The following is a 19,969-nucleotide window of genomic DNA, read 5'->3' on the forward strand; positions in this document are numbered from 1 at the left end:
GGTACTCGTGTGGTTGAGTTGAATGAACAGGCGGCACTAAGCCGCCCAAGGGAGTCAGGCGGCTTTGCGTTTGGGCTTTCGGGAGGTCTTTGACGCATGAAGCGCATGCAGCCGAATGGCAAGATCCCCCCTAGGGGACTTAGCGGCGCCACTGGCGAGGCTTCCAATAGTGGAAGGCGGGGCGCCGCAGGCGGTTCCGATCTCGGCATAGGTCATCCCGAGGGCGCTAAGCTCGCTGATTTTTTGGGACCAGGATGTCTTCATAAGCCGATCTTACGAGATATCGTAACTGTAAGTCAACGACATTTCGTAACGAAATCTCGTTCTTATGGCGGCATGGAAACTATTGGTGGAAGAATCAGGCGATTACGTGAGGCTAAGGGCCTGAGCCGGACTGACTTGGCTAAGGCTGTTGGCCTCGCCTATAGCTCGCTGTCTGACCTTGAATCGGGGAAGGCCAAGACCACAACGGTCCTTCACAAGATCGCGGCCCAACTAGGGGCGCGGGTCGAGTATCTGGAGACTGGCAAAGGCCCCCAGGATGCACTGCCTCCAGCGTCGGAGGATGAAGCCTGGGAGAACATTAGGGGGTACGCCATGGCTGTGGGCCTAGGCCATGGCCGTGAGGCCATGGATTATGAGGAAACCCACAATCTCAAGTTCCGGGCTGATTCCCTGGCACGAAAGCGCCTGCGCGCCGACAAGCTGGCTGTCCTCTACGGCAAAGGGGACTCGATGCTTCCGCGCATCCGCGAGGGCGACGCTATTTTGTTCGATACCAGCGACACCACTCCATCGGATGGCGACCTGTTCGTTATCGCCATGGCCGGCGCAGGAAACACGGAATACAACGTAAAGCGCTGCGAGATCGTCGACGATATGGTGTTCTTCAGGGCCGATAACCCGGCTGGAGATCATAACTGGCGCAGTGCTAGGGCAATGAACAACAAGCGCAACCCGATAACCATCGTAGGAAGGGTGCGCTGGATTGGTAGTTGGGAAGGCTAACCAAGGGGAGACAGCATGGAAAACCCGTTTCTTACACGGTATTACAAGAGCGATGAACTACGGGCGATCGGCTTCAAGCGTGTGGGCGAAAACGTCTCGATAGCAGCTAGTTGCACCATCGTTGGCGTGGGTAACATCGAGATCGGCGACAACGTGCGTATCGACCCCTATAGCACGATCATCGCGAATGGCGATGGATGGGTTCGTATTGGGTCCTTTATCCACATCGCAAGCTACACGATGCTGTCCGCGGGTGACGGCATCGAAATGGAGGATTTCAGCGGAATCTCTCAAGGCGTGCGCATCTACAGCCGGACGGATGACTACACCGGCCAAGCCCTAACTAATCCCTTGGTGCCAGCTGAGTTCACGAACGTCAAGGGCGGAACCGTGCGCCTAGGGCGGCATGTAATCATCGGATCTGGCACCGTCATCCTGCCCAAGCTAACGATCGGTGAGGGAGCGTCCGTAGGGGCGCTCGCGGTGGTCACAAAGTCTCTTGACCCATGGGGCGTTTACACTGGAAACCCAGCAAAGCTTCTAAAAGCTAGGTCAAAGAAGATGCTGGAGAAGGAAACGGCGTTCCTAGCGACCCTGACCGCATAGCCCTAACGACTACCGGAGATCGCTAAGCCCCGCTTGTGCGGGGTTTTTCTTGCCCGTCAGAACAATCTACGAAATATCGTTGACAAGGGTTACGATCTTTCGTAATCTACCCCTGTCGCCGGAACACCCCGGCAGGGAGAGCAGACCATGAACCACGCACCCCTCATTACCGGTCACGACCACTTCCAGGCCAAGGCGCCAGATGCGCCGCTGGAGTTCTCCTTCAGTGCAGGCGATGCCGAGCTTCTGGCCCGTTGCGATGCTGCCGTGTCGAAGCTGCGCAGCCAGCACACCAAGGACTCGCTGACCAAGGAACTTGAAGCCGCGGGCTTCGAGTTCGTGGGGGACAAGGCATGAGCACCGAGACGCAGAAGGTGGACTTGAATGTCACTGGTTATCCAGGCCCTTGGGGCATCTGGAAGATGGGCAACGAGTTGGTCATCACCTGCACGGGCAGGAATAAGCCTCATCGCCACGAAGGGGCTCATGTGGCCCGAGTAAGTCTCCCCAGCGAGCAGGGTATGCAGTGGGAAGGTCTTTGCTGGGCAAACGCCCGCCTTGTCGCCGCTGCGCCTGACATGCTCGCCGTCATCGCTTATGCGATCGACAACCCCGAATTCGATAGCAAGCGGTTCGACATTATGGCTCGCGCCGCTCTCGCTCTCGCCAGCGTAGGCGGAACGCCATGAAATCAACCCTCGCCCTCACCGCCTCCTTCCTTTTCCTCGGCTTTCTCGGCCGCTGCATGGGGATCGTCTAATGGCCGCTAATCCTTGCTACATCGACTGGCGCACGAAGCAGTACTTGGACCACCAAGAGGAAGCGCTGGCAGCGCAGGAACGGCTCAATCGACAGGTCCGCGACGAGTTGTGCAAGCGCGATACGTGGTTCGACGGCTTCAACGATTGCGTCACGTCCGAGCGTCCGACAAACCCGAATCCGATCATCGATGCGCTGATCGCTGGGGACGACGCCCAGGCTGGCTACCTGATCCGCAAGTACATCACCGATGTCTTCGCCGTACAGCAGGCCGAGGACGCCATCCAGATTCAAGACGAGGATGCCGACAATGGCTTCTACGCGTAATCCCAAGATGAAGGTCTATCGCATTGCCCGCCTCGTCGATGGCCGCTTGCAGACCGTGATCTACGTCGGCACGTACGAATCCATTCCTCCGGGCTGGTCGTACTCCATGCGCTTCGTTGGTCGCGTGGCTAAGGGAGCGGCGGCATGAGCACGAATAACGGTGGGCCGGCGTTTCCAGAGGTCGTTACCTATCTGGATTACAACGAGGGTACGCAAGAACGCTTCCCCAACACGTACAGCGTAGGCGGCATGACCCTTCGCCAGTGGTACGCCGGACTTGCAATGCAAGGTCTTTGCGCTTCTGGTGAATACCGGCATGCAACGGCGGAATGGATTGCGCAAGAGGCAGATGCTATCGCCACAGCCATGCTCGCAGCCCGCGAAGGAGACAAGGCATGAGCAAGAAATGGATATCACACGCCAAATGGCCGCTTGATGTGTACAGCGGCATGGATGGAACTGGCGTCAGCACCGATACACATCTCACCCAGGAAGAGGCGTTGAACGTCTGCAAGATGCTCAACCGCGATGGCTTCGGTGGTCAGCGTCAGGCATTTCCCATCGAAACATGGGTATCTAAGGAAGCCACATGACCCGCCTCCTAGCCTGGTGGATGTCCAAGCCCACCACTTTCGAAGTCGCCCTATCCGCCATCAGCCTGCCGTACATCTTCATGTTCTTGTTGTTCTGGCTGGTTAAGCACTGAACCTGCCGCCCTTCAGGAGATAAGGGCACACGTGAGGTGGTTGCTGGTTGTGGCTCTTGGCCGTGCCTGCGTAATGAAGTCGTAGCTGTCTTTCCATCAGCCACCTCACTTGTTTATGGACCGAATGCGCAGTGGTGATGCGCGCCAAGTGAGACGTTAAGACTAAACGTCAAGTTTGGTTTCGCTGTACGCAACTCCTTCTACCAGTACGGCAGTCACCGTAGACGGCAAGGGGATACAGATGCAAAGCCGGGATCACCTCCGGCCGGTCCACCCAAACACCAACACGCCGCCGGACGTCTCCGGCAAGGATTTACATGCCATCCGAAAGCGAGCAGTACGCCTCAGAGCAGTTTCCTACCGATGACGACGCAGTAGACGAGGGCTAGACATGAACGTTTTCCAGGCAATCAACGCAGTACAGCGCGACCTTGCGGCTACGGGCATCGGCAAGGACAGCGAGAACACATTCGATAAGTACAAGTTCCGTGGCATCGATGCGGTCTACAACGCCCTGTCTCCCCTGCTCGCCAAGCATGGCCTGTGCGTCCTTCCCCGGATGCTCAACCGCGAGGTGATCGAGCGTACGGCCAAGGGTGGTAATGCCTTGTTCTACGTCACGGTAGAGGCTGAGTTTGACCTTGTGTCGGCCGAGGACGGCAGCAAGCACACCGTACGCACGTTCGGCGAGGCGATGGACCGGGGAGACAAGGCCACCAACAAGGCCATGAGCGCCGCGTACAAGTACGCCGCCTTCCAAACCTTCGCCATCCCAACCGAGGGCGACAACGACGCAGACGCGCACTCGCACGAGGTCAAGGCCAATGGCAAGCCGCAGGCCCGCCATATCGCCGGCACGCCTACCGAGGGCGCATGGGAGGCCATGGACGCCGATGAACAAGCGTTCCTCATGAATATCGCCAATAACGCAGCCGCCCTGCTGGACTCAGGCGATGCCGAAGCTGCCCACGATCACATTCAGAGCCAGAACCTCAACTCAGACGAGAAGATCGCCCTCTGGACGCGATTCGACAGCAAACAGCGCAGCGCACTTAAGAAGGCTGACGCCGCCGCTAAATCCAAGACCACACAGGAAGCCGCCTAATGTCCATCAACGTCTTTACCTTCTCCGGCCGCACCGGCCGTGATGCGGAAGTTCGCCACACCAATGGCGGGAAGGTCGTGACCGGCTTCCCGGTAGCCGTGGACGTCGGCTATGGCGACAACAAGTCCACGCTGTGGGTCGATTGCTCAGGCTGGGGAGAGCGCTGGGAAAAGCTGGCCGAGTACTTGCCAAAAGGCTCCCAGGTCACGGTGACTGGTGAGGCCAACTTGCAGACCTACCAGTCCAACGGCGAGGAAAAGACGAAGCTGGCTTGCCGCATCAACGACGTGCAGCTTCCGCCCAAGTCCTCCGGTAATGCCCCTGCACCACGCCAGGAGCGCTCGCAGCAGCGTCAGACCCCGGCTGGCAACTCATACGACGACGACTCTGATTCGATTCCCTTCTGAGGTGACGAATGAAAGCCTGCTTCAAGTGCAAGTTCTTCAAGCCGCACGACGACTTCTATCCGTCTCCCAGCATGCGTGATGGGTGTGTAGGTAAGTGCAAGGAATGCACTAAAGAAGACGTGCGGGCGAACTATAGAGCGCATTTTGACAGGTATAAGGCCTACGAGAAAACCAGGGCGATGGCGCCTCATAGGATCGAGGCACGGGAAGCATATGCCAGGAGTGACAAAGGGAGGGCCTCGGTTGCAGCAGCAAAGAGACGCTACATCCAGCGAAATCCACTGAAGCGCCATGCCCACAACCTAGTCAATAACGGCATTAGGGACGGTTCTATTACGCAATTGCCTTGCGAGGTCTGTGGCAACGAGAAGGCCCAGGCACACCACGACGATTACAGCAAGCCATTGGAGGTTAGGTGGCTATGCACCACACACCACGCGGAGTGGCACAGGAACAACACGCCACTCTGCCCGAAACAGGAAGACGCAGCATGAGCGCGAACAATCCTTCCGCCGCCACGCCTACTACTGAGGGGATGGGGATGAGTACTGAATTCAAGGGTACGCCGGGGCCGTGGCGAGTTGATGAAGAAGGATGCCGCGTTCTGGCTACTGACGACCGATTCACAATCATCTGTGAAGTCGTTGGCTCTATGTCGAACCCGACTGTGGCCGCAGAAGCTCGCCTTATCGCCGCTGCGCCTGATTTGCTTGCGATGCTTAACATGGCCGTTCGCCAGAACAGCCACGACATGCTGATGACCGGCGACGAAATACGCCAGTGTGAAGCTGCCATCGCCAAGGCCACCGGAGAAGCCCCATGACCAGCGAGACGAGGGTTAACGTGTTGGCGGTGATGGATTCCTTGGTCAACTACATGTGGAATCCTTTTGAGCCCAACAACCAGGATGAGCGGTACACAAGGTTGGTTGCGACACGTGGCGCCGTGGCCCAACTGATAGAGGCAACCAAGGCGGCATTGGAATGGATGGAAGTAGTCGATGAACACCTGCCTCAGATGCATGGCGGGGATGGATTCGACGGAGCCCCGCTAAATCAAGTCAGTGCCGCCCTCTCCCGCATCGCAGGTGAAGCATGAGCACGACATGGGTGATCTACGTGCGCGGTTATGGGTCATTCCTGTTTGAAGGCACCGAAGCAGAGGCCGAGGAAATGCGTGCCCATAAAGCGAAGTGGGAACGCGGCATTGGCAAGAAGCGGCTAGCCGATGCAGACGAGATTGCATCCGGCAAGGCAAGCGACTGCCTGAACCACCCTGGATTTGCCAGTAAGCATTTCTACCTTGACTGCCGGTGCCCCGACATGGATTGCGTTGCTAACGCTCAACGACGACTGGGGTATGCAGCATGAGCACGGTGCGGAGGTATACGGCGGGGGAGATTCACGAGGCCGCTTGTTCGGTGTATCCAGACGGGTCTTTTGCCTTAGACAAGATCAAAAGGATGCTGCATCAAGCCGCCGAAACGGAGGCGCTGGTAATGGGGTTGGTGGAGGCGTTGGAGGCAGTCGTTAAGTACGAGCCTTATGACGCCATGAGCTACGGCGCGGCGAATATCGCCCGCGAAGCCCTCTCCAAGTTCAGAGGTGAAGACAATGCGTAAGTATTACTGGGATCGCTCTGGCATGAGCTACCACGATGCCGACGACAAGTGTCACACGCTTGATGGTGTGTCGTGCGAACAGGATTACGTCCTCTACTCCGACGTAGCGCCGCTGGTTGAGGCTTTGCGGAACTTGCTGTCGGCAGATAACGCATTCGACAAGATAGCCGCTGAACGTGACGCCAGAGCCGCCCTCTCCACCCTCGACGCGGGTGGGAGGGGTGTATGAAGCCCGCCGCCCTGTTCCTGTTCAACAAGACACCAGCCATGCCGAAGCCTTGGGCGGACGCTGGTTACGAGTGCTACTGCGTCGATATCCAGCACCCGAAAGGCGAGACGCGGGAAGGAAACCTGATCTACGTGGGCGCGGACATCCATAAGTGGACGCCGCCGCTACGCCAGTTCTCGTTTGCCTTCGCTTTCCCTCCCTGCACGGACCTAGCGGTATCCGGTGCCAGGTGGTTCTCCGGAAAGGGCCTCTATGCGCTCGCTGAGGCCATCGCTCTGTTCGCCAGGGCTGCGGATATCTGCGAAGCGGCACGCTGCCCATACGGCATTGAGAACCCGGTCAGCACGATATCAAGCTACTGGCGGAAGCCTGACCATACGTTCAACCCGAACGAGTACGCAGGGTATCCGGGCGGCGAGGATGACACCTATACGAAGAAGACGTGTCTGTGGGTAGGGGGGGGCTTCATCATGCCAACTAGGCGTCCATTGAGCGTCACTGACGGTAGCCGGATGCATCTTCTCCCTCCCAGCGACGAGCGCGCGAATCTCCGCAGTGCTACGCCCGCAGGCTTTGCCCGGGCCGTGTTTGAGGCCAACCACCGTATCAGCCAGGAGCGTGCGGCATGACCACAACCACAGAGCGGTACACGGCTGAGCAGATAAGCGACATCGCTGATGCATATGACCAGAGCGCGGAGGATTACACCTGGTCCTCGCAAATCGCCGATGTCCTTCGCCAAGCCGCCACAGACGCCACCCGCCTGCAATTCCTAGAGGCGGAGAATGGGCGGTTGAAGAAAGCACTAGCTGACGCTGCGAAAGCATCTTGGAGCGATGACAGCGAAGTAGGCGATAAGGTACGCAACGCCATCCGCAACGCCCTAAAGGAGGATTGATTGTGAGTACAACAAACAATGGTTTTTGGGACTTACCTGCTGACGAGCGCGCGGCGGTAATGGATAAATCTACGCAGCGTGGCGGCGTCTCTAACTTCTTTGATCTTACGCCGGAAGAACGCGGCGCTGCCTATGAAGGGGCAAATGAATGAGCACGATGACGCTTGCTGAAGTATCGAAGAAGCTCAAGGGCCATGCGGACTTCATGGGTTCGCTCGGCGGATCGGGCGAGTTGCTTGACTCGGTTCAGTTGAGCGAACTTGCCGACGCCATCGACGCTGACCTCACCTCGCGCGAGGTGAAGGGGGATGCGCTTCCGGTCCCCTCCGTCATTGACCGCAGGCACCAGAATCAAGCGTTTGTGACGCTTGGCTTTGATAGCAGCGACAGCTGCACCGACTTCATTAAGAAGCTTTCGAGCAGCCGTTATCGGGTTTGCTCCCACCCCGCCGCGCAGGAAGCCGCCAAGCCTGTCGAGCAGGCGAAGTGCGGCACATGCGGCGGCGTCATCCGCCCCGACGTTATGACGGGCACGACCTGCGCCTGTGCGAAGTCCGCGCAGGCGGTGGGCGATGGGGTGGCGGACAGACTACGCGACGCTTCTACCTTGCTCGCGGCGTTCCAAAGTAGCTTCGGCTCCATCAAGCCTGACGACGAAGACGATGCCTCCACGTGGGACCGTATCAACCAAGCTATCGCCGCCATCTTCACAACTATCGATTATCTAGCCGGCCATTGCCCGACGCTCAACGAGGCGTTGCCACTGCCCGTAATCAAGTCCGGTGGGCTGATGGGGCCGGAGTATGCGAACGGCTGGAACGACTGCCGCGACGAGATTCTTTCCAACCTCCGCGAAACATCCGCCCCGCGCCCGGCTGTCGCCACGCCTGCCGAGGTGACGGACGCGCAGTTCAACGCAGTATGCAAGGCTGCGGATATCACTTGGCTGGTCCCCGCGGACCACGAAAGGTATCTGTGGACGACCGTCACCACTAAGCAGATGCGCCGAGTCGTTCGTTCCGCACTCGCCCTCGCCGCCCAGCCGAGCGCCGTGGGCGTGCCGTTCCAGGCTCGCGTCTCCGCGTGGATGGAACAGTGCTTCCTCCCTTCGCTCTACAGCAATATGACCGAGCGCGGTGACCGCCTGCTCGAAGAGGTACTGGAACTGCTGCAGTCGAAGGGCTACGACACGCGCCGTGTGGCGACGCTGGTCGACTACGTCTGGGGGCGACCGGCGGGCGAGCCCGCGCAGGAGGTCGGCGGAGTCATGGTGACCTTGGCGGGATTCTGCTGGATCGCAGGACTCGACATGCACGCTGCCGGCGAGGTGGAACTGGCCAGGATCAACCAGCCTTCCGTGATGGCGAAGATCCGTGCGAAGCAGGAGGCCAAGAACGCCCTGCACTTCGACACCCCGCTTCCTGGGAATGTCGTCGCGCCGGAGGTGCCCCAGCCATGAGCATGGAATATGTGAGGAGATACTACGGCGTGCCAGCCCGGCGCGGCGGGCGCGTGGAATACACCGGTTGCGGCAAGAGGGAGATGGGGACGATCCGCTCCGCAAGCGGCGGCCATCTGAACATTCAACTCGACGGCGTCAAGCACGCGGCGCCATTCCACCCGACGTGGGAGCTTCGCTACCTCGACGACCCGCCAGACACCCGTGATGCGGGTAACGGGGAGGCGGGACATGACTGACATCGAGAAGGAAATCGCCCGCATCCAAGACCCGGAGACTATGCGCCTGCACATGGGCGAATTGACCCCTAGCGAGCTTCTCGTGGCTAAAGCGGCGGTGCGTTATGCGCTAGCCCGCGCCAGGGCTGAGCGGGTGGTGTCGGTGGGGGAGTTGGAGGGCCTTTGTGCGGAGTGGGATATGACGGCCATGACATCCGAGACCAGGGCACTGCTATACGACCTACGCGCCCTCATCGCCAAAGCGGGGGTGGGTGATGAGTGAGTTGTCAGGACGTTCGTCATTGGGCGTGCTAAGAGCGGTCAACGAGTGGTGCCAGAAGATCGATGCCATCCGTGGATGCAGGAAGATCGCTGACTCGGGCGAGGATGTTCTAAGGGTAGTTGCAAAGCACTTAGACCTACCCATGGATGACGCCGAAGCCTTGGACTTCCTTCGCGTTGCACTGCGTGATGCTGCCGGTGAACTCGATCATCGGCCCTGGAACACCCGACAGGAGAAGGGGAAATGAGCCGATGCAGTGAGTATCTTGGCAACGGGAAGTGCGCATCCGGATGGATGGTGAACGTACCTGGCTTCTGTATGGGAATGGTCGACACCAAGCCCTGTGTTAGCTGCGGCGAGTCTCCAACGAAGCATCTATACGGCATACCGCATTGCATGAAAGATGAAGTACCCGAATGGCAGATCGACGAACGCGGACTACCGCGAGGATACCCCACCCCATGACCATGACGATTAGTGAGGCGCTGGCAGCGCTTGGCGAGCTTGTCGAAGCTGGCGGGATTACGCATTACGAACGTGCGCTTGCCGTCATCCGCTCGCGGCTTGAGGTGAGTGATGAGATGGTGGAGCGGGCGTGTCAGGCGTACGAGGACTACCGACTGAACACGCCCGATTCAAAGGCCATGAAAGCCGCCCTTGTCGCGGCGCTGGGGGAGTGATGACTTACATGATTCGAAACATGCTTCAGACGGGCGGCTGGTCACCTTGGCGCATATGCAGCCAGCAGGAGTACGCCATGGCACAAAGCAGCCTAGGGGCACAAACGAAGGTGCTGCCATGAGCACTGAGGCGATGCTGAGAGAGTTGCACCAAGAGATCCAAGAGGCTCGGTGGCTGGAGTACAGCGAAGACGACTCGGTAGCTGCCGCTTTCCTTCGCACCCACGGCCCCGCCCTTACCGAGGTGGTGAGGGATTGGGATCGGCTTGTGTTCTTGGCAGATCAGTTCCGTATGGCCGATTTACACAGGGTCATCCCCACCTGGGGTGGAAACTTCGATCATCTGAGAGAGGCCATAGACGAAGCCAGGGGGATCGGATGAGGCTTAGGACTGAATTTATATGCAAACCTCAGTTTGAGGCTTACGCATTCCAAGGTGTTTCACCCGACATGCTATTGCACGACGCGGCGTGCGCCCATGCGCTGGTGCTGGCCATCAGCGAGATCGGCGTGACGAAAGATGGCATGTACGCCGAGTGCTGCATCGCCAGTGACACTCAATCGTTCCTTAGGGAACGTGCCGAAGAACTTATGCGGGAATGGGGATGGGAGGTGCCTGATGTCGGCAGCTGAGCGTCTACCTCATCTCATGTCCGAAGCCGAGGCGGCGGAATACCTAGGCGTCACCGAGCTAACCCTCTACCGATGGCGGAAGCGTGGACAGATAGCCTGCATCATGGTGGGCAAGTCACCTCGCTACACAGACCAGCACATCACGGATTACCTGAAGGCCCGCGAATGCCAAGCTTCAAACTCGGCCCCTACTCCATCGAACGCCGCAAAGGCACCGCGAACTGGCAACGTACATGGCGGGACGAGCGAGGGGTCAAGCAACGCGCTTCTCTTGGCACAGCAGATTTTGAGCAGGCGAAAGACGCCCTAGCCGAGTGGTACGTCGCCCACGGGCGAGTGAGGGACGTTCCGCCAGATGAGGCACCTATCGCGGCGGTCTTGTCCCGCTATTTGGCGAGGCATGGATCGCGTATCCCGAGCAAGGACACGGCAAAGCGTGCGGCCGCCCTGTGGGGACAGTTCTGGGGGCTTCGCACAGTGGCCGATATGACCGTGGATGCTCAAGAGGAATTCATCGCGTGGCTGCGCTCACAGGAGCGCAACGGGCGAAAGTACAGCGAGGGTTACGTGCGCAGGGTGCTGGCCGTAGGAAAGGCCGCCCTGAATCGCGCCTGGAAGCGCCAGGAGGTCACCGAGGTGCCATGGGTGGAGTTACCGCCCATAAGTGACCCGTACCCACACACGGCGTCTCTGGATCAACTGGCGGCATTCCTCAATGCCATTCCGGAGGAATCGCATCTGTGGGTGTACTGCCTTATCCGCCTGACGACCGGATGCCGGGATGATGCCGCGCGGGATCTTCAGCCGTTCCAGATCGACTGGACCGCTAACCTGATCCGCCTCAACCCGGAGGGTCGGCAGCAGACGAAGAAGTACCGGCCCGTAGTTCCCCTCACAGCGACGCTCAGGCAGGCGCTACAGGGCGTGGACGCGGCCTACTACGTGAACTGGCACGGCAAGCACATCGGCTCGATCAAGAAGGCATGGGCGAAGGTCAGGAAGGACGCGCGCCTTCCCGAGTGGTTCGCGCCTAAGGTACTCAGGCACACGGTAGCCACCGAACTACGTCGCCGAGGGGTGCCACATTGGGAGGTGTCCGGTCAGATTGGGCACAAGCGTGCCGGGACCAGTGAGATATACGCGAAGTTCGACCCGGATTACCTGGGTGCTGCGCGTACTGCACTTGACGCATGGATGGATGATCTATCCCGGAAAGTCCCGCGATTGCGGGGTCAGTCCGGGGTCAGTCACACGCGCAAAGTGGTGGGCGGTACAAGGATCGAACTTGTGACCCCTACCATGTCAAGGTAGTGCTCTACCGCTGAGCTAACCGCCCGAAGAGCTGCGCAGTTTACCGGGGGCCGCCGGGGGGTGCAAGAGGGCCGGGAGGTGGCTGGCACTGCTGCTGGGCTTGAGTCGCTGGCCCCTGCTTGCGCAGGGGCGACGGTACGTTAGCGCGCGGGCGGCTGTCGGTTTAGCGCAGGGCCCGTTCCCGCAGGCGATGAATTTCGTCGCGGAGCTTGCCGGCTTCCTCGAACTCCAGGTTCTGGGCGTGCTTGTACATCCGGGCTTCGAGTTTCTTGATGGTGGAGCCCACCTGCTCGGGAGTGAGGCCGGCGTAATCGGCCGTCTCCTCCGCCACTTTCCTCGTCTCCTTGCCCTTCCTGCCCTTGCCCCCTCGCGAACCGACGTCCGCACGGGCCCCTTCCATGATGTCGGCGATGCGGCGAACCACCGTCGTCGGCGTGATGCCGTGCGCGGTGTTGTACTCCACCTGCTTCTCGCGGCGGCGTGCCGTCTCGTCCATGGCTTCCTTCATCGAGCCGGTGATCTCGTCACCGTAGAGGATGGCCTTGCCGCGCACGTTGCGCGCCGCACGGCCGATCGTCTGGATGAGCGAACGCGTGGAGCGCAGGAAGCCCTCCTTGTCGGCATCCAGGATCGCCACCAGCGATACTTCGGGCATGTCGAGGCCTTCGCGCAGGAGGTTGATGCCCACCAGCACGTCGAATTCGCCGAGGCGAAGGTCGCGAATGATCTCCGTGCGCTCCACCGTGTCGATGTCGGCGTGGAGGTAGCGCACCTTCACGTCGTGCTCGGAGAGGTAGTCCGTGAGGTTCTCCGCCATGCGTTTCGTGAGCGTCGTGACCAGCACGCGATCGCCCATGGCCACACGCTTGTGGATCTCGCCGAGCAGGTCGTCGACCTGCGTGCGTACCGGGCGCACTTCCACTTCGGGATCGATGAGGCCGGTGGGACGCACCACCAGTTCCACGACGTTGCTATCCGAGCGCTCGAGTTCGTATTTCGCCGGCGTGGCGGACACGTAGATCGCGCGCGGCGCGCGGCGTTCCCATTCCTCGAAGCGCAGCGGCCGATTGTCCATCGCGGATGGCAGGCGGAAGCCGAATTCCACCAATGTTTCCTTGCGCGAGCGGTCGCCCTTGTACATGGCGCCGAGCTGCGGCACGGTCACGTGCGATTCGTCCACTACCATGAGCGCGTCGGGTGGCAGGTAGTCGAACAGGGTCGGCGGCGGCTCCCCGGGCCCACGGCGGGTCATGTGCCGCGAGTAGTTCTCGATACCCTGGCAGAAGCCCACTTCGGCCATCATTTCCAGGTCGAACCGCGTGCGCTGCTCCAGGCGCTGCGCCTCCACCAGCTTGTTGTCGCGATACAGCTGTTCCAGGCGCTCGGACAACTCGATCTTGATCGTCTCCATCGCGTTCAACACGCTCTGCCGTGTGCTCGCGTAGTGCGTCTTCGGATACACGGTGTAACGCGGCACCTTGCGCAGCACCTCGCCGGTGAGCGGATCGAACAGCGAGAGGTTCTCCACATCGCCGTCGAACAGTTCGATGCGCAGCGCCTCGGATTCGGATTCGGCGGGAAACACGTCGACCACTTCGCCGCGCACGCGGTAGGTACCGCGACGAAGTTCCATCTCGTTGCGCACGTACTGCAGCTCGGTGAGCTGACGGATGAGCGCGCGCTGCTCGATGTGCTCGCCGCGCGAAAGGATCAAACGGAGGCTCATATAGTCCTCCGGGTCACCCAGGCCGTAGATGGCCGACACGGTGGCCACGATCAGCGAATCGCGCCGCGACAGCAGGGCCTTGGTAGCCGCCAGCCGCATCTGCTCGATGTGGTCGTTGATGCTCGAATCCTTCTCGATGAAGGTGTCCGAGGCCACCACGTATGCTTCGGGCTGGTAGTAGTCGTAGTAGCTCACGAAGTACTCCACCGCGTTATGCGGGAAGAACTCCTTGAACTCGCCGTAGAGCTGCGCCGCCAGGGTCTTGTTCGGCGCCAGCACGATGGTCGGCTTCTGGATCTTCTCGACCACGTTCGCGATCGTGAAGGTCTTGCCCGAGCCGGTCACGCCGAGCAGCGTCTGCGCGGCCAGGCCGGCTTCGAAGCCCTCGGTGAGGCGAGCAATGGCCTCGGGCTGGTCGCCGGAGGGCTTGTACGGGGAAACGAGCTGGAAGCGATCGGTCATGGCTGACGATATGCTGGTTCGGAGTTCGAGTTTAAAGCGCTGGCGCCTACATGCCGTGATGCGCCGCACCGATGGGCCGGTGGCGCCGGTCCAGGCATGGTCGGGGGCTTTCACGCCCTGCCCGCATGCCGTTCAGACGTTCACCCGGTTTTACCCTTTTGGAGCTCACGGCCGTGCTGGCCATCGTCGGGCTCGCCGGGGCGTTGGCCCTTCCGGCCATGGCTGAGGCCGTTGCCCGCCATCAGTTGCGCACGGCCGCCGACGAGCTGCTCGAAACCTTGCGCCTTGCCCGCGCAACTGCCCTATGGCGCAACCATCGGGTACTTGTGTGCCCGCCCCAAGCGGACCTTACCTGCTCACCGAGGGCAGACTGGACCACCGGCTGGATCATTCGCGATGACGAAACCGACAAGATCGTCGCTTCCACGCAGCCCTTGGCGGAAAAACTGCGTGCTCTTCGGACCCCAGGGCGGCGCCAGTTCATATTCACAGGCCGTGGCACGGTATCCGCCAGCAACCAGCGCATCGTCCTCTGCGTGGCTACCCGGCCGGCCACCAGCCTTGCCGTGGTGGTCGGCAATGCCGGCCTCGTACACCGGGACGCCGCGAGGCCGGACGAGGCGGCCTCGTGCGCCGCGACCCCTGCACAGCGCCGTAACGGCGCTTGACAGCCCCTCGCCAGTTCCACAAAATACGTGGCTCCCCGCCCGAATAGCTCAGCCGGTTAGAGCACTTGACTGTTAATCAGGGGGTCGTTGGTTCGAGTCCAACTTCGGGCGCCAGGTTTTGAAAGGGTCTGCAGCGATGCAGGCCCTTTTTCTTTGCCCCGTCCGGTTTACGGGGCGCGCAAGGCCGCCAGCAAATCCGCCCGGCCATAAGGCTTTTGCAGGCGCGCATGCACGGATGGCGTCTGCTCGGGAAGTTCGGCGTAGCCGCTGGCGAGCACGACGTGGATCTCCGGATACGTGGCCGCCACCTGCGTGGCGAGTTCCATGCCCGTCATGCCGGGCATCGCGTGGTCGGTAACGAGGATGGAAACCGACGGCGACTCGCCCAGGACTTCCAATGCCTGCCTTGCCGACGAGGCGCCGACAGCGTCATAACCTTCGAAGCAGAGCATCTCCACCGTGGTGGAAAGCACGAGAGGATCGTCGTCCACGACGAGAACGGAAGTCGCCGCCGGCGACGGAGCGGACGCCATCGCGGCCTCCAGCCTTTCATCCACCGGCGCCGCCTTGGCCGACGCCTCGGTCGTCGCCTTCGAAGCATGCGCCAGCGGTAGCCATATATCGACGACGGTACCGCCCGGACGCGAGCTGTGCAGTGTCATCGCGCCACCGCACTGCTGCACGATCCCATGCACCATGGACAGACCGAGGCCCGTGCCCTTGCCCACGCCCTTGGTGGTGAAGAATGGCTCGGTGGCACGCTCCAGCGTGTCGGCGTCCATGCCCTCACCCGTGTCCGCGAGGGAAAGGTGCACGTATTCACCGGGAGGCAGATCGAGGCTGCGTGCTTCATGCACGCGCTCCGCGCGGCCCGAGATGTGCAGGGTGCCACCATCCGGCATGGCGTCGCGCGCATTCACAGCGAGGTTCAGGAGGCACAGTTCCAACTGGTTGCCATCGGCCAGTACCGGCGGCAGCGAAAGCGGGAAGCTGGCTTCCACGACGATGCCAGGACCCAGCGAAGTGCGCATGAGATCGGACATGCCATAGACGAGGTCGGCCAGGTTCACCGGCGCGAGGTCGAGCTGCTGCCGCCGGGCGAACGCGAGCATGCGCTGGACCAGGGCCACGCCGCGACGGACGCCGCTCAGTGCATTTTCCACGAACGCACGCGCGCGCGGCGGCAAGTCCTGCACGTGCGTGAGCAGGTCGAGGTTGCCGTGGATGGCCATGAGCAGGTTGTTGAAATCGTGAGCCACGCCGCCGGTGAGCTGGCCGATGGCTTCGAGCTTCTGCGACTGGAAAAGTGCATTCCGCGCCTGCTCCAGCGCAAGCGCCGTGTTCCGCTGTTCAGTGACGTCGCGAGTCACCTTGGCGAACCCGATGAATTCGCCGTCGTCGTTGTCGATGCGATCCAGGATCACATGCGCCCAGAAACGGGAGCCGTCCTTGCGAACGCGCCACCCTTCCGTCTCCAGGCGGCCTTTCTCTTTCGCCGCTTGGAGGTTCGTCCAAGGCTCCCCTGTCGCGACGTCTTCCGGCGTGAAGAATTTCGAGTAGTGGGAACCGATGATGTCGTCGGGCCGATAGCCCTTGATCCGTTCGGCGCCGGAGTTCCAGCTGGAGACGTTGCCTTCCGGGTCGAGCATGTAGATGGCGTAGTCGGCAACGCCCTGCACGAGCAGGCGAAACTGCTCGTGACTGCGCCGGAGTTCGTCGATATTGTCGCGTGTCATGGCCTGCCTTTCCCCCCGGTGCGAACCGTAGCATGGAGGAATCACGGAACCGTGAAAGCACCCTTCACGCGGTCGTCCCGCATGTCAGTTGTCCAGTTGCGTGATGGTAGTCACCCTGCCGTCGATCACCTCGAACTGCACGGACTTGCCACGGCGGTAATACTCCAGCCGGTATCCCTCGAGTCCGCCCCTCCGGGTTTCGATCGGCGTTTCGCGATCGGGTTTGCCTGCCACCTGGCGCAGGCGGCCTTCGCTGTCCCCCGTGGAGACCACCTGTGACCCGAAACGGTAGGTATCGGCCGCGGTAGCGGTAGCGGCGAGGATGGAGAGGATAAAGACGACGACGGCACGCTTCATGGCGGCTCCTTGTCTGGGGATGTGCGGAGGGTATACCGCTTCGCGCGGCCGATCCAAGCGGCCGGCCCCCGTGTGCCGTATTCGCTCAGGCCCGGGACACGTGGGGATTGCCGGCTACGAGCCAACGCCAGAGCAGGTCCGTTCCCTCGCGAATGCCGATGCGTGCGGACCCGGGGACGTTCTCAGGCGGCGGCGTACCGTCGTCGAGCACCGTGTAGCCGTCGCGTGCCCGCACGAGGTCGATACCGTTCTGCTCGCCGGTGATACCGAGCGCCTGGGTCAGGCGAGCCGGCCCGCTGCACAGTTCGCGATCGCGCCGGACCTTCGGCCGTGCTTCGCGCATCCGCTCGATGCCGGCAAGCGGTTCGAGCGCCCGGATGAGCACACCCGAACCCTCGCCCTCATCGCCGCAGACGGTGTTGCAGCACCAGTGCATGCCATAGGTGAAGTACACATACATGTGCCCCGGCGGACCGAACATCACGGCGTTGCGTTTGGTCTTGCCGCGGAACGTGTGCGCGGCCGGATCGATAGCCCCGACGTAGGCCTCCACTTCCACGATACGCCCCGCTCTTCCGTCGGCGCAGGCGAGCACCTTGTTGAGCAGTTCAGGGGCCACGACGCGCGCGTCGCGATGGAAGAAGGAGCGGGGAAGTACGGTGCCGGGCCAGCGAGGTCGACGCAATGCCATCAGGGCTCCACGGGCTCGCCATCGGTGTCCGGGTCGGGGCCCGGCCGTTCCACGGGTTCGTGTTCAACCGGCGGCGGCGCGGTGCCTGGGTGCGGTTTCTCGGTGTCGGGGACGGGACGATACGGTCTTGGCACGGCAGCGAACTCCGGCAGGCGGCTCCGCGCCTTGGACGGCAGGGACGGAGCACCGCTCCGCCCCTGCGCTAGGGTCGCTCAGAATACGCCAAGCAGCCAGCAGATGAGCACGATGGCGAGGATCACGCCGATGCCGCCGCTAGGGCCGTAGCCCCAGCCGCTGGAATAGCCCCAGGTGGGCAGGCCGCCGATGAGGGCGATGATCAGGACGATGATGAGAATGGTGAAAAGCATTGCGGGTCTCCGGCAGTGGGCCAGTGGTCCGCATCGTCGCGCGTCGTACCGTCTAGGGGTCGTGATGCGCGAAGGGTTGCCGCGATTCCCGTTCAGCGACCGGACGGCCGGGAACGGCAGCAACCGCTCCCGGCCATTGACTTCAGGTACGAACCACGTAGCAAGGCTCGTAAGCGGTGCCGCCCGGAAGCTTCATGCGATGCTGCTCCACGAACGCCTGCAGCAGGTCGTCGAGCGCGCGCATGATTTCGGTTTCGCCATCGATCACGAAGGGGCCGTACTGTTCGATCGCCTTGACGCCCTCTTCCTTCACGTTGCCCGCGACGATGCCGGAGAACGCGCGGCGCAGGTCCGCCGCCAGTTCGTGACGCGGACGGCCACGGTGCAATGCCAGCGCGGCCATCGCCTGGTGCGTCGGACGGAACGGCTGCTGGAACGACAACGGAATGTCGAGCGCCCAGTTGAAGAAGAACGCATCCTTGTTGTCCAGGCGATGGTTGCGCACCTTCTCGATGCCGGAAACCATGGCGTGCGCCACGGCGGCGGGATCGTCGATGATGATCTTGTAATGACGCGCGATGTCGTCGCCCAGCGCCAGGCGCAGGAAACGGTCGATCTGCTCGAAATACGCGGACGACTTTTTCGGGCCGGTGAAGATCAGCGGGAACGGAATATCCTTGTTCTGCGGCAGCAGCAGGATGCCGAGCATGTACAGGATTTCCTCGGCCGTGCCCACGCCGCCCGGAAACACGATGATGCCGTGACCGAGACGGACGAAGGCCTCGAGGCGCTTCTCGATGTCCGGCATGATTACGAGGTTGTTCACGATCGGGTTGGGCGACTCGGCGGCGATGATGCCGGGCTCCGTCACACCGATGTAGCGGTTGCCCTTGCGACGCTGCTTGGCGTGCGCGATCGTCGCGCCCTTCATGGGGCCCTTCATCGCACCCGGACCGCAGCCGGTGCAGATGTCCATGCTGCGCAGGCCAAGCTGGTAACCCACGCGCTTGGTGTATTCGTACTCGTCGCGCGAGATCGAATGGCCACCCCAGCAGACGACCAGGTTCGGGTCCACTTGCGGACGCAGGATGCGCGAGTTGCGCAGGATCTCGAACACCGCATGGGTGATGCCCACGGTGTCGTCAAGGTCGAACGCACCGGCCTCGAGCTGCGTGGACACGTAGACGATGTCGCGCACGACGGCGACCAGCAGCTCGTTGATGCCGCGGATGATGCGGCCGTCGACGAAGGCCTGCTCCGGCGCGTTCTTCAGCTCGATCTTGATGCCGCGGTCTTCCTGCAGCACCTGGATGTCGAAGTCCGGGTACTGCTCGAAGATGGAGCCCGGATCGTCGGAGAGATTGCCGGAAGTCAGCACCGCCAGCGCGCAGCGGCGCAAGAGCTGGTGCAGGCCCGACCCGCTGGCGTCGCGCAGGCGGGCCACCTCGTTACGGGAAAGGATGTCGAGGCCGCCGGCCGGCGAGACGCGGGCGCTGACGGTTTTGCCGCTGACCGGCTCCCCGAACTGAATGGCATTCATGGTGTTACCTGTCCTTCTGACCGCGAATTAGCGGCGAACCCCGCCCCGGGGTGGGAGCGGACCGCTTAGGATCACGCGAGTGGTCGGCGAGGGTCAAGCCTTGGGGCCTCCCCTGGAGTCGATCCTGCGCGGGAGCTATCGCCGCTGAAGCGGCTCCCACAAAAGGAAAGG

General features: G+C 61.6%; 33 protein-coding genes and 2 tRNA genes. 28 read left to right on the plus strand and 7 right to left on the minus strand.

The annotated features are described in order from the left end of the window. Positions 1–96: 96 nt before the first annotated feature. The 26 genes from ACPYOD_RS16285 (at position 97) to ACPYOD_RS16410 (ending at position 12,250) form a co-directional block, all read left to right on the plus strand. Positions 97–1,008, plus strand: coding sequence for an XRE family transcriptional regulator (locus tag ACPYOD_RS16285; protein WP_481302760.1), 912 nt, complete (start codon positions 97–99; stop codon positions 1,006–1,008). A 15-nt stretch (positions 1,009–1,023) separates the two neighbouring features. Further along, positions 1,024–1,614: an acyltransferase gene (locus tag ACPYOD_RS16290; protein ID WP_481302761.1), complete on the plus strand. Its 591-nt coding sequence runs from the start codon at positions 1,024–1,026 to the stop codon at positions 1,612–1,614. A gap of 147 nt (positions 1,615–1,761) precedes the next feature. Then, a complete protein-coding gene (locus tag ACPYOD_RS16295; protein WP_481302762.1) occupies positions 1,762–1,971 on the plus strand; it encodes a hypothetical protein in 210 nt (69 codons plus the stop codon). Next, the gene (locus ACPYOD_RS16300; protein ID WP_481302763.1) at positions 1,968–2,303 is read left to right on the plus strand and encodes a hypothetical protein; all 336 of its coding nucleotides are present in this window, start codon (positions 1,968–1,970) and stop codon (positions 2,301–2,303) included. The genes ACPYOD_RS16295 and ACPYOD_RS16300 overlap by 4 nt, the downstream gene beginning before the upstream one ends. Before the next feature lie 70 nt (positions 2,304–2,373). Continuing rightward, positions 2,374–2,700 (plus strand): hypothetical protein, encoded by a 327-nt coding sequence (locus ACPYOD_RS16305; protein WP_481302764.1) that lies wholly within the window; start codon positions 2,374–2,376, stop codon positions 2,698–2,700. Then, positions 2,684–2,848 carry a hypothetical protein gene (locus ACPYOD_RS16310; RefSeq protein WP_481302765.1) on the plus strand — a complete coding sequence of 55 codons (165 nt, stop codon included), beginning with the start codon at positions 2,684–2,686 and terminating at the stop codon, positions 2,846–2,848. The genes ACPYOD_RS16305 and ACPYOD_RS16310 overlap by 17 nt, the downstream gene beginning before the upstream one ends. Beyond that, on the plus strand, positions 2,845–3,099 hold the full coding sequence (locus tag ACPYOD_RS16315) for a hypothetical protein (RefSeq protein WP_481302766.1): 255 nt from the start codon (positions 2,845–2,847) through the stop codon (positions 3,097–3,099). The genes ACPYOD_RS16310 and ACPYOD_RS16315 overlap by 4 nt, the downstream gene beginning before the upstream one ends. Further along, positions 3,096–3,293 carry a hypothetical protein gene (locus tag ACPYOD_RS16320; RefSeq protein ID WP_481302767.1) on the plus strand — a complete coding sequence of 66 codons (198 nt, stop codon included), beginning with the start codon at positions 3,096–3,098 and terminating at the stop codon, positions 3,291–3,293. The genes ACPYOD_RS16315 and ACPYOD_RS16320 overlap by 4 nt, the downstream gene beginning before the upstream one ends. A gap of 504 nt (positions 3,294–3,797) precedes the next feature. Next, complete coding sequence (locus ACPYOD_RS16325) at positions 3,798–4,511, plus strand: ERF family protein (RefSeq protein ID WP_481302768.1); 714 nt, start codon at positions 3,798–3,800, stop codon at positions 4,509–4,511. Next, complete coding sequence (locus tag ACPYOD_RS16330) at positions 4,511–4,918, plus strand: single-stranded DNA-binding protein (RefSeq protein WP_481302769.1); 408 nt, start codon at positions 4,511–4,513, stop codon at positions 4,916–4,918. Before ACPYOD_RS16325 ends, ACPYOD_RS16330 begins: the two co-directional genes overlap by 1 nt. A 490-nt stretch (positions 4,919–5,408) precedes the next feature. Continuing rightward, positions 5,409–5,741: a hypothetical protein gene (locus ACPYOD_RS16335; RefSeq protein WP_481302770.1), complete on the plus strand. Its 333-nt coding sequence runs from the start codon at positions 5,409–5,411 to the stop codon at positions 5,739–5,741. Beyond that, positions 5,738–6,016: a hypothetical protein gene (locus ACPYOD_RS16340; protein ID WP_481302771.1), complete on the plus strand. Its 279-nt coding sequence runs from the start codon at positions 5,738–5,740 to the stop codon at positions 6,014–6,016. The genes ACPYOD_RS16335 and ACPYOD_RS16340 overlap by 4 nt, the downstream gene beginning before the upstream one ends. Next, on the plus strand, positions 6,013–6,288 hold the full coding sequence (locus ACPYOD_RS16345) for a hypothetical protein (protein ID WP_481302772.1): 276 nt from the start codon (positions 6,013–6,015) through the stop codon (positions 6,286–6,288). Before ACPYOD_RS16340 ends, ACPYOD_RS16345 begins: the two co-directional genes overlap by 4 nt. A 92-nt stretch (positions 6,289–6,380) precedes the next feature. Beyond that, positions 6,381–6,539 carry a hypothetical protein gene (locus ACPYOD_RS16350; protein ID WP_481302773.1) on the plus strand — a complete coding sequence of 53 codons (159 nt, stop codon included), beginning with the start codon at positions 6,381–6,383 and terminating at the stop codon, positions 6,537–6,539. A 22-nt stretch (positions 6,540–6,561) separates the two neighbouring features. Continuing rightward, positions 6,562–6,768, plus strand: a complete 207-nt coding sequence (locus ACPYOD_RS16355) for a hypothetical protein (protein ID WP_481302774.1) — start codon at positions 6,562–6,564, stop codon at positions 6,766–6,768. Next, positions 6,765–7,397, plus strand: a complete 633-nt coding sequence (locus tag ACPYOD_RS16360) for a hypothetical protein (protein WP_481302775.1) — start codon at positions 6,765–6,767, stop codon at positions 7,395–7,397. The genes ACPYOD_RS16355 and ACPYOD_RS16360 overlap by 4 nt, the downstream gene beginning before the upstream one ends. Then, positions 7,394–7,666, plus strand: a complete 273-nt coding sequence (locus ACPYOD_RS16365; RefSeq protein WP_481302776.1) for a hypothetical protein — start codon at positions 7,394–7,396, stop codon at positions 7,664–7,666. The genes ACPYOD_RS16360 and ACPYOD_RS16365 overlap by 4 nt, the downstream gene beginning before the upstream one ends. A gap of 2 nt (positions 7,667–7,668) precedes the next feature. Beyond that, the gene (locus ACPYOD_RS16370; protein WP_481302777.1) at positions 7,669–7,818 is read left to right on the plus strand and encodes a hypothetical protein; all 150 of its coding nucleotides are present in this window, start codon (positions 7,669–7,671) and stop codon (positions 7,816–7,818) included. Next, positions 7,815–9,125, plus strand: a complete 1,311-nt coding sequence (locus ACPYOD_RS16375; RefSeq protein ID WP_481302778.1) for a hypothetical protein — start codon at positions 7,815–7,817, stop codon at positions 9,123–9,125. Before ACPYOD_RS16370 ends, ACPYOD_RS16375 begins: the two co-directional genes overlap by 4 nt. After that, positions 9,122–9,364 (plus strand): hypothetical protein, encoded by a 243-nt coding sequence (locus ACPYOD_RS16380; RefSeq protein WP_481302779.1) that lies wholly within the window; start codon positions 9,122–9,124, stop codon positions 9,362–9,364. Before ACPYOD_RS16375 ends, ACPYOD_RS16380 begins: the two co-directional genes overlap by 4 nt. After that, a complete protein-coding gene (locus ACPYOD_RS16385) occupies positions 9,357–9,626 on the plus strand; it encodes a hypothetical protein (RefSeq protein WP_481302780.1) in 270 nt (89 codons plus the stop codon). Before ACPYOD_RS16380 ends, ACPYOD_RS16385 begins: the two co-directional genes overlap by 8 nt. A 461-nt stretch (positions 9,627–10,087) precedes the next feature. Further along, positions 10,088–10,306, plus strand: coding sequence for a hypothetical protein (locus ACPYOD_RS16390; protein WP_481302781.1), 219 nt, complete (start codon positions 10,088–10,090; stop codon positions 10,304–10,306). Positions 10,307–10,424: 118 nt separating this feature from the next. Further along, a complete protein-coding gene (locus tag ACPYOD_RS16395; protein WP_481302782.1) occupies positions 10,425–10,688 on the plus strand; it encodes a hypothetical protein in 264 nt (87 codons plus the stop codon). 68 nt (positions 10,689–10,756) lie between these two features. Then, positions 10,757–10,939 carry a hypothetical protein gene (locus ACPYOD_RS16400; RefSeq protein WP_481302783.1) on the plus strand — a complete coding sequence of 61 codons (183 nt, stop codon included), beginning with the start codon at positions 10,757–10,759 and terminating at the stop codon, positions 10,937–10,939. Between the two features lie 16 nt (positions 10,940–10,955). Continuing rightward, positions 10,956–11,249 (plus strand): helix-turn-helix domain-containing protein, encoded by a 294-nt coding sequence (locus ACPYOD_RS16405; protein WP_481302795.1) that lies wholly within the window; start codon positions 10,956–10,958, stop codon positions 11,247–11,249. Between the two features lie 176 nt (positions 11,250–11,425). Then, positions 11,426–12,250, plus strand: a complete 825-nt coding sequence (locus ACPYOD_RS16410; protein WP_481302796.1) for a tyrosine-type recombinase/integrase — start codon at positions 11,426–11,428, stop codon at positions 12,248–12,250. Here the strand turns inward: ACPYOD_RS16410 and ACPYOD_RS16415 are convergent. Beyond that, positions 12,201–12,275, minus strand: a tRNA-Val gene (locus ACPYOD_RS16415). The two genes, ACPYOD_RS16410 and ACPYOD_RS16415, sit on opposite strands and share 50 nt — an antisense overlap. A 138-nt stretch (positions 12,276–12,413) precedes the next feature. Continuing rightward, positions 12,414–14,438: an excinuclease ABC subunit UvrB gene (gene uvrB / locus ACPYOD_RS16420; RefSeq protein ID WP_481302784.1), complete on the minus strand. Its 2,025-nt coding sequence runs from the start codon at positions 14,436–14,438 to the stop codon at positions 12,414–12,416. Between the two features lie 125 nt (positions 14,439–14,563). On the opposite strand from uvrB, the gene ACPYOD_RS16425 reads away from it, so the two are divergent. Further along, positions 14,564–15,106: a GspH/FimT family pseudopilin gene (locus ACPYOD_RS16425; protein ID WP_481302785.1), complete on the plus strand. Its 543-nt coding sequence runs from the start codon at positions 14,564–14,566 to the stop codon at positions 15,104–15,106. A 37-nt stretch (positions 15,107–15,143) separates the two neighbouring features. Continuing rightward, positions 15,144–15,220, plus strand: a tRNA-Asn gene (locus ACPYOD_RS16430). Between the two features lie 53 nt (positions 15,221–15,273). Here the strand turns inward: ACPYOD_RS16430 and ACPYOD_RS16435 are convergent. The 5 genes from ACPYOD_RS16435 to ppnN all read right to left on the minus strand — a co-directional run bounded on the left by ACPYOD_RS16435 (position 15,274) and on the right by ppnN (position 19,798). Next, positions 15,274–16,842 carry a PAS domain S-box protein gene (locus ACPYOD_RS16435; protein WP_481302786.1) on the minus strand — a complete coding sequence of 523 codons (1,569 nt, stop codon included), beginning with the start codon at positions 16,840–16,842 and terminating at the stop codon, positions 15,274–15,276. Between the two features lie 84 nt (positions 16,843–16,926). Continuing rightward, positions 16,927–17,199 (minus strand): DUF2845 domain-containing protein, encoded by a 273-nt coding sequence (locus tag ACPYOD_RS16440; protein WP_481302787.1) that lies wholly within the window; start codon positions 17,197–17,199, stop codon positions 16,927–16,929. A gap of 85 nt (positions 17,200–17,284) precedes the next feature. Continuing rightward, positions 17,285–17,890: a DNA-3-methyladenine glycosylase gene (locus ACPYOD_RS16445; protein ID WP_481302788.1), complete on the minus strand. Its 606-nt coding sequence runs from the start codon at positions 17,888–17,890 to the stop codon at positions 17,285–17,287. 212 nt (positions 17,891–18,102) lie between these two features. Further along, positions 18,103–18,258, minus strand: a complete 156-nt coding sequence (locus ACPYOD_RS16450; protein ID WP_167022543.1) for a DUF3309 family protein — start codon at positions 18,256–18,258, stop codon at positions 18,103–18,105. Positions 18,259–18,400: 142 nt separating this feature from the next. Beyond that, positions 18,401–19,798 carry a nucleotide 5'-monophosphate nucleosidase PpnN gene (ppnN, locus tag ACPYOD_RS16455; protein WP_481302789.1) on the minus strand — a complete coding sequence of 466 codons (1,398 nt, stop codon included), beginning with the start codon at positions 19,796–19,798 and terminating at the stop codon, positions 18,401–18,403. Positions 19,799–19,969 lie beyond the last annotated feature (171 nt).

The sequence above is a fragment of the Luteibacter sp. HAY1-4A genome, assembly GCF_056755355.1.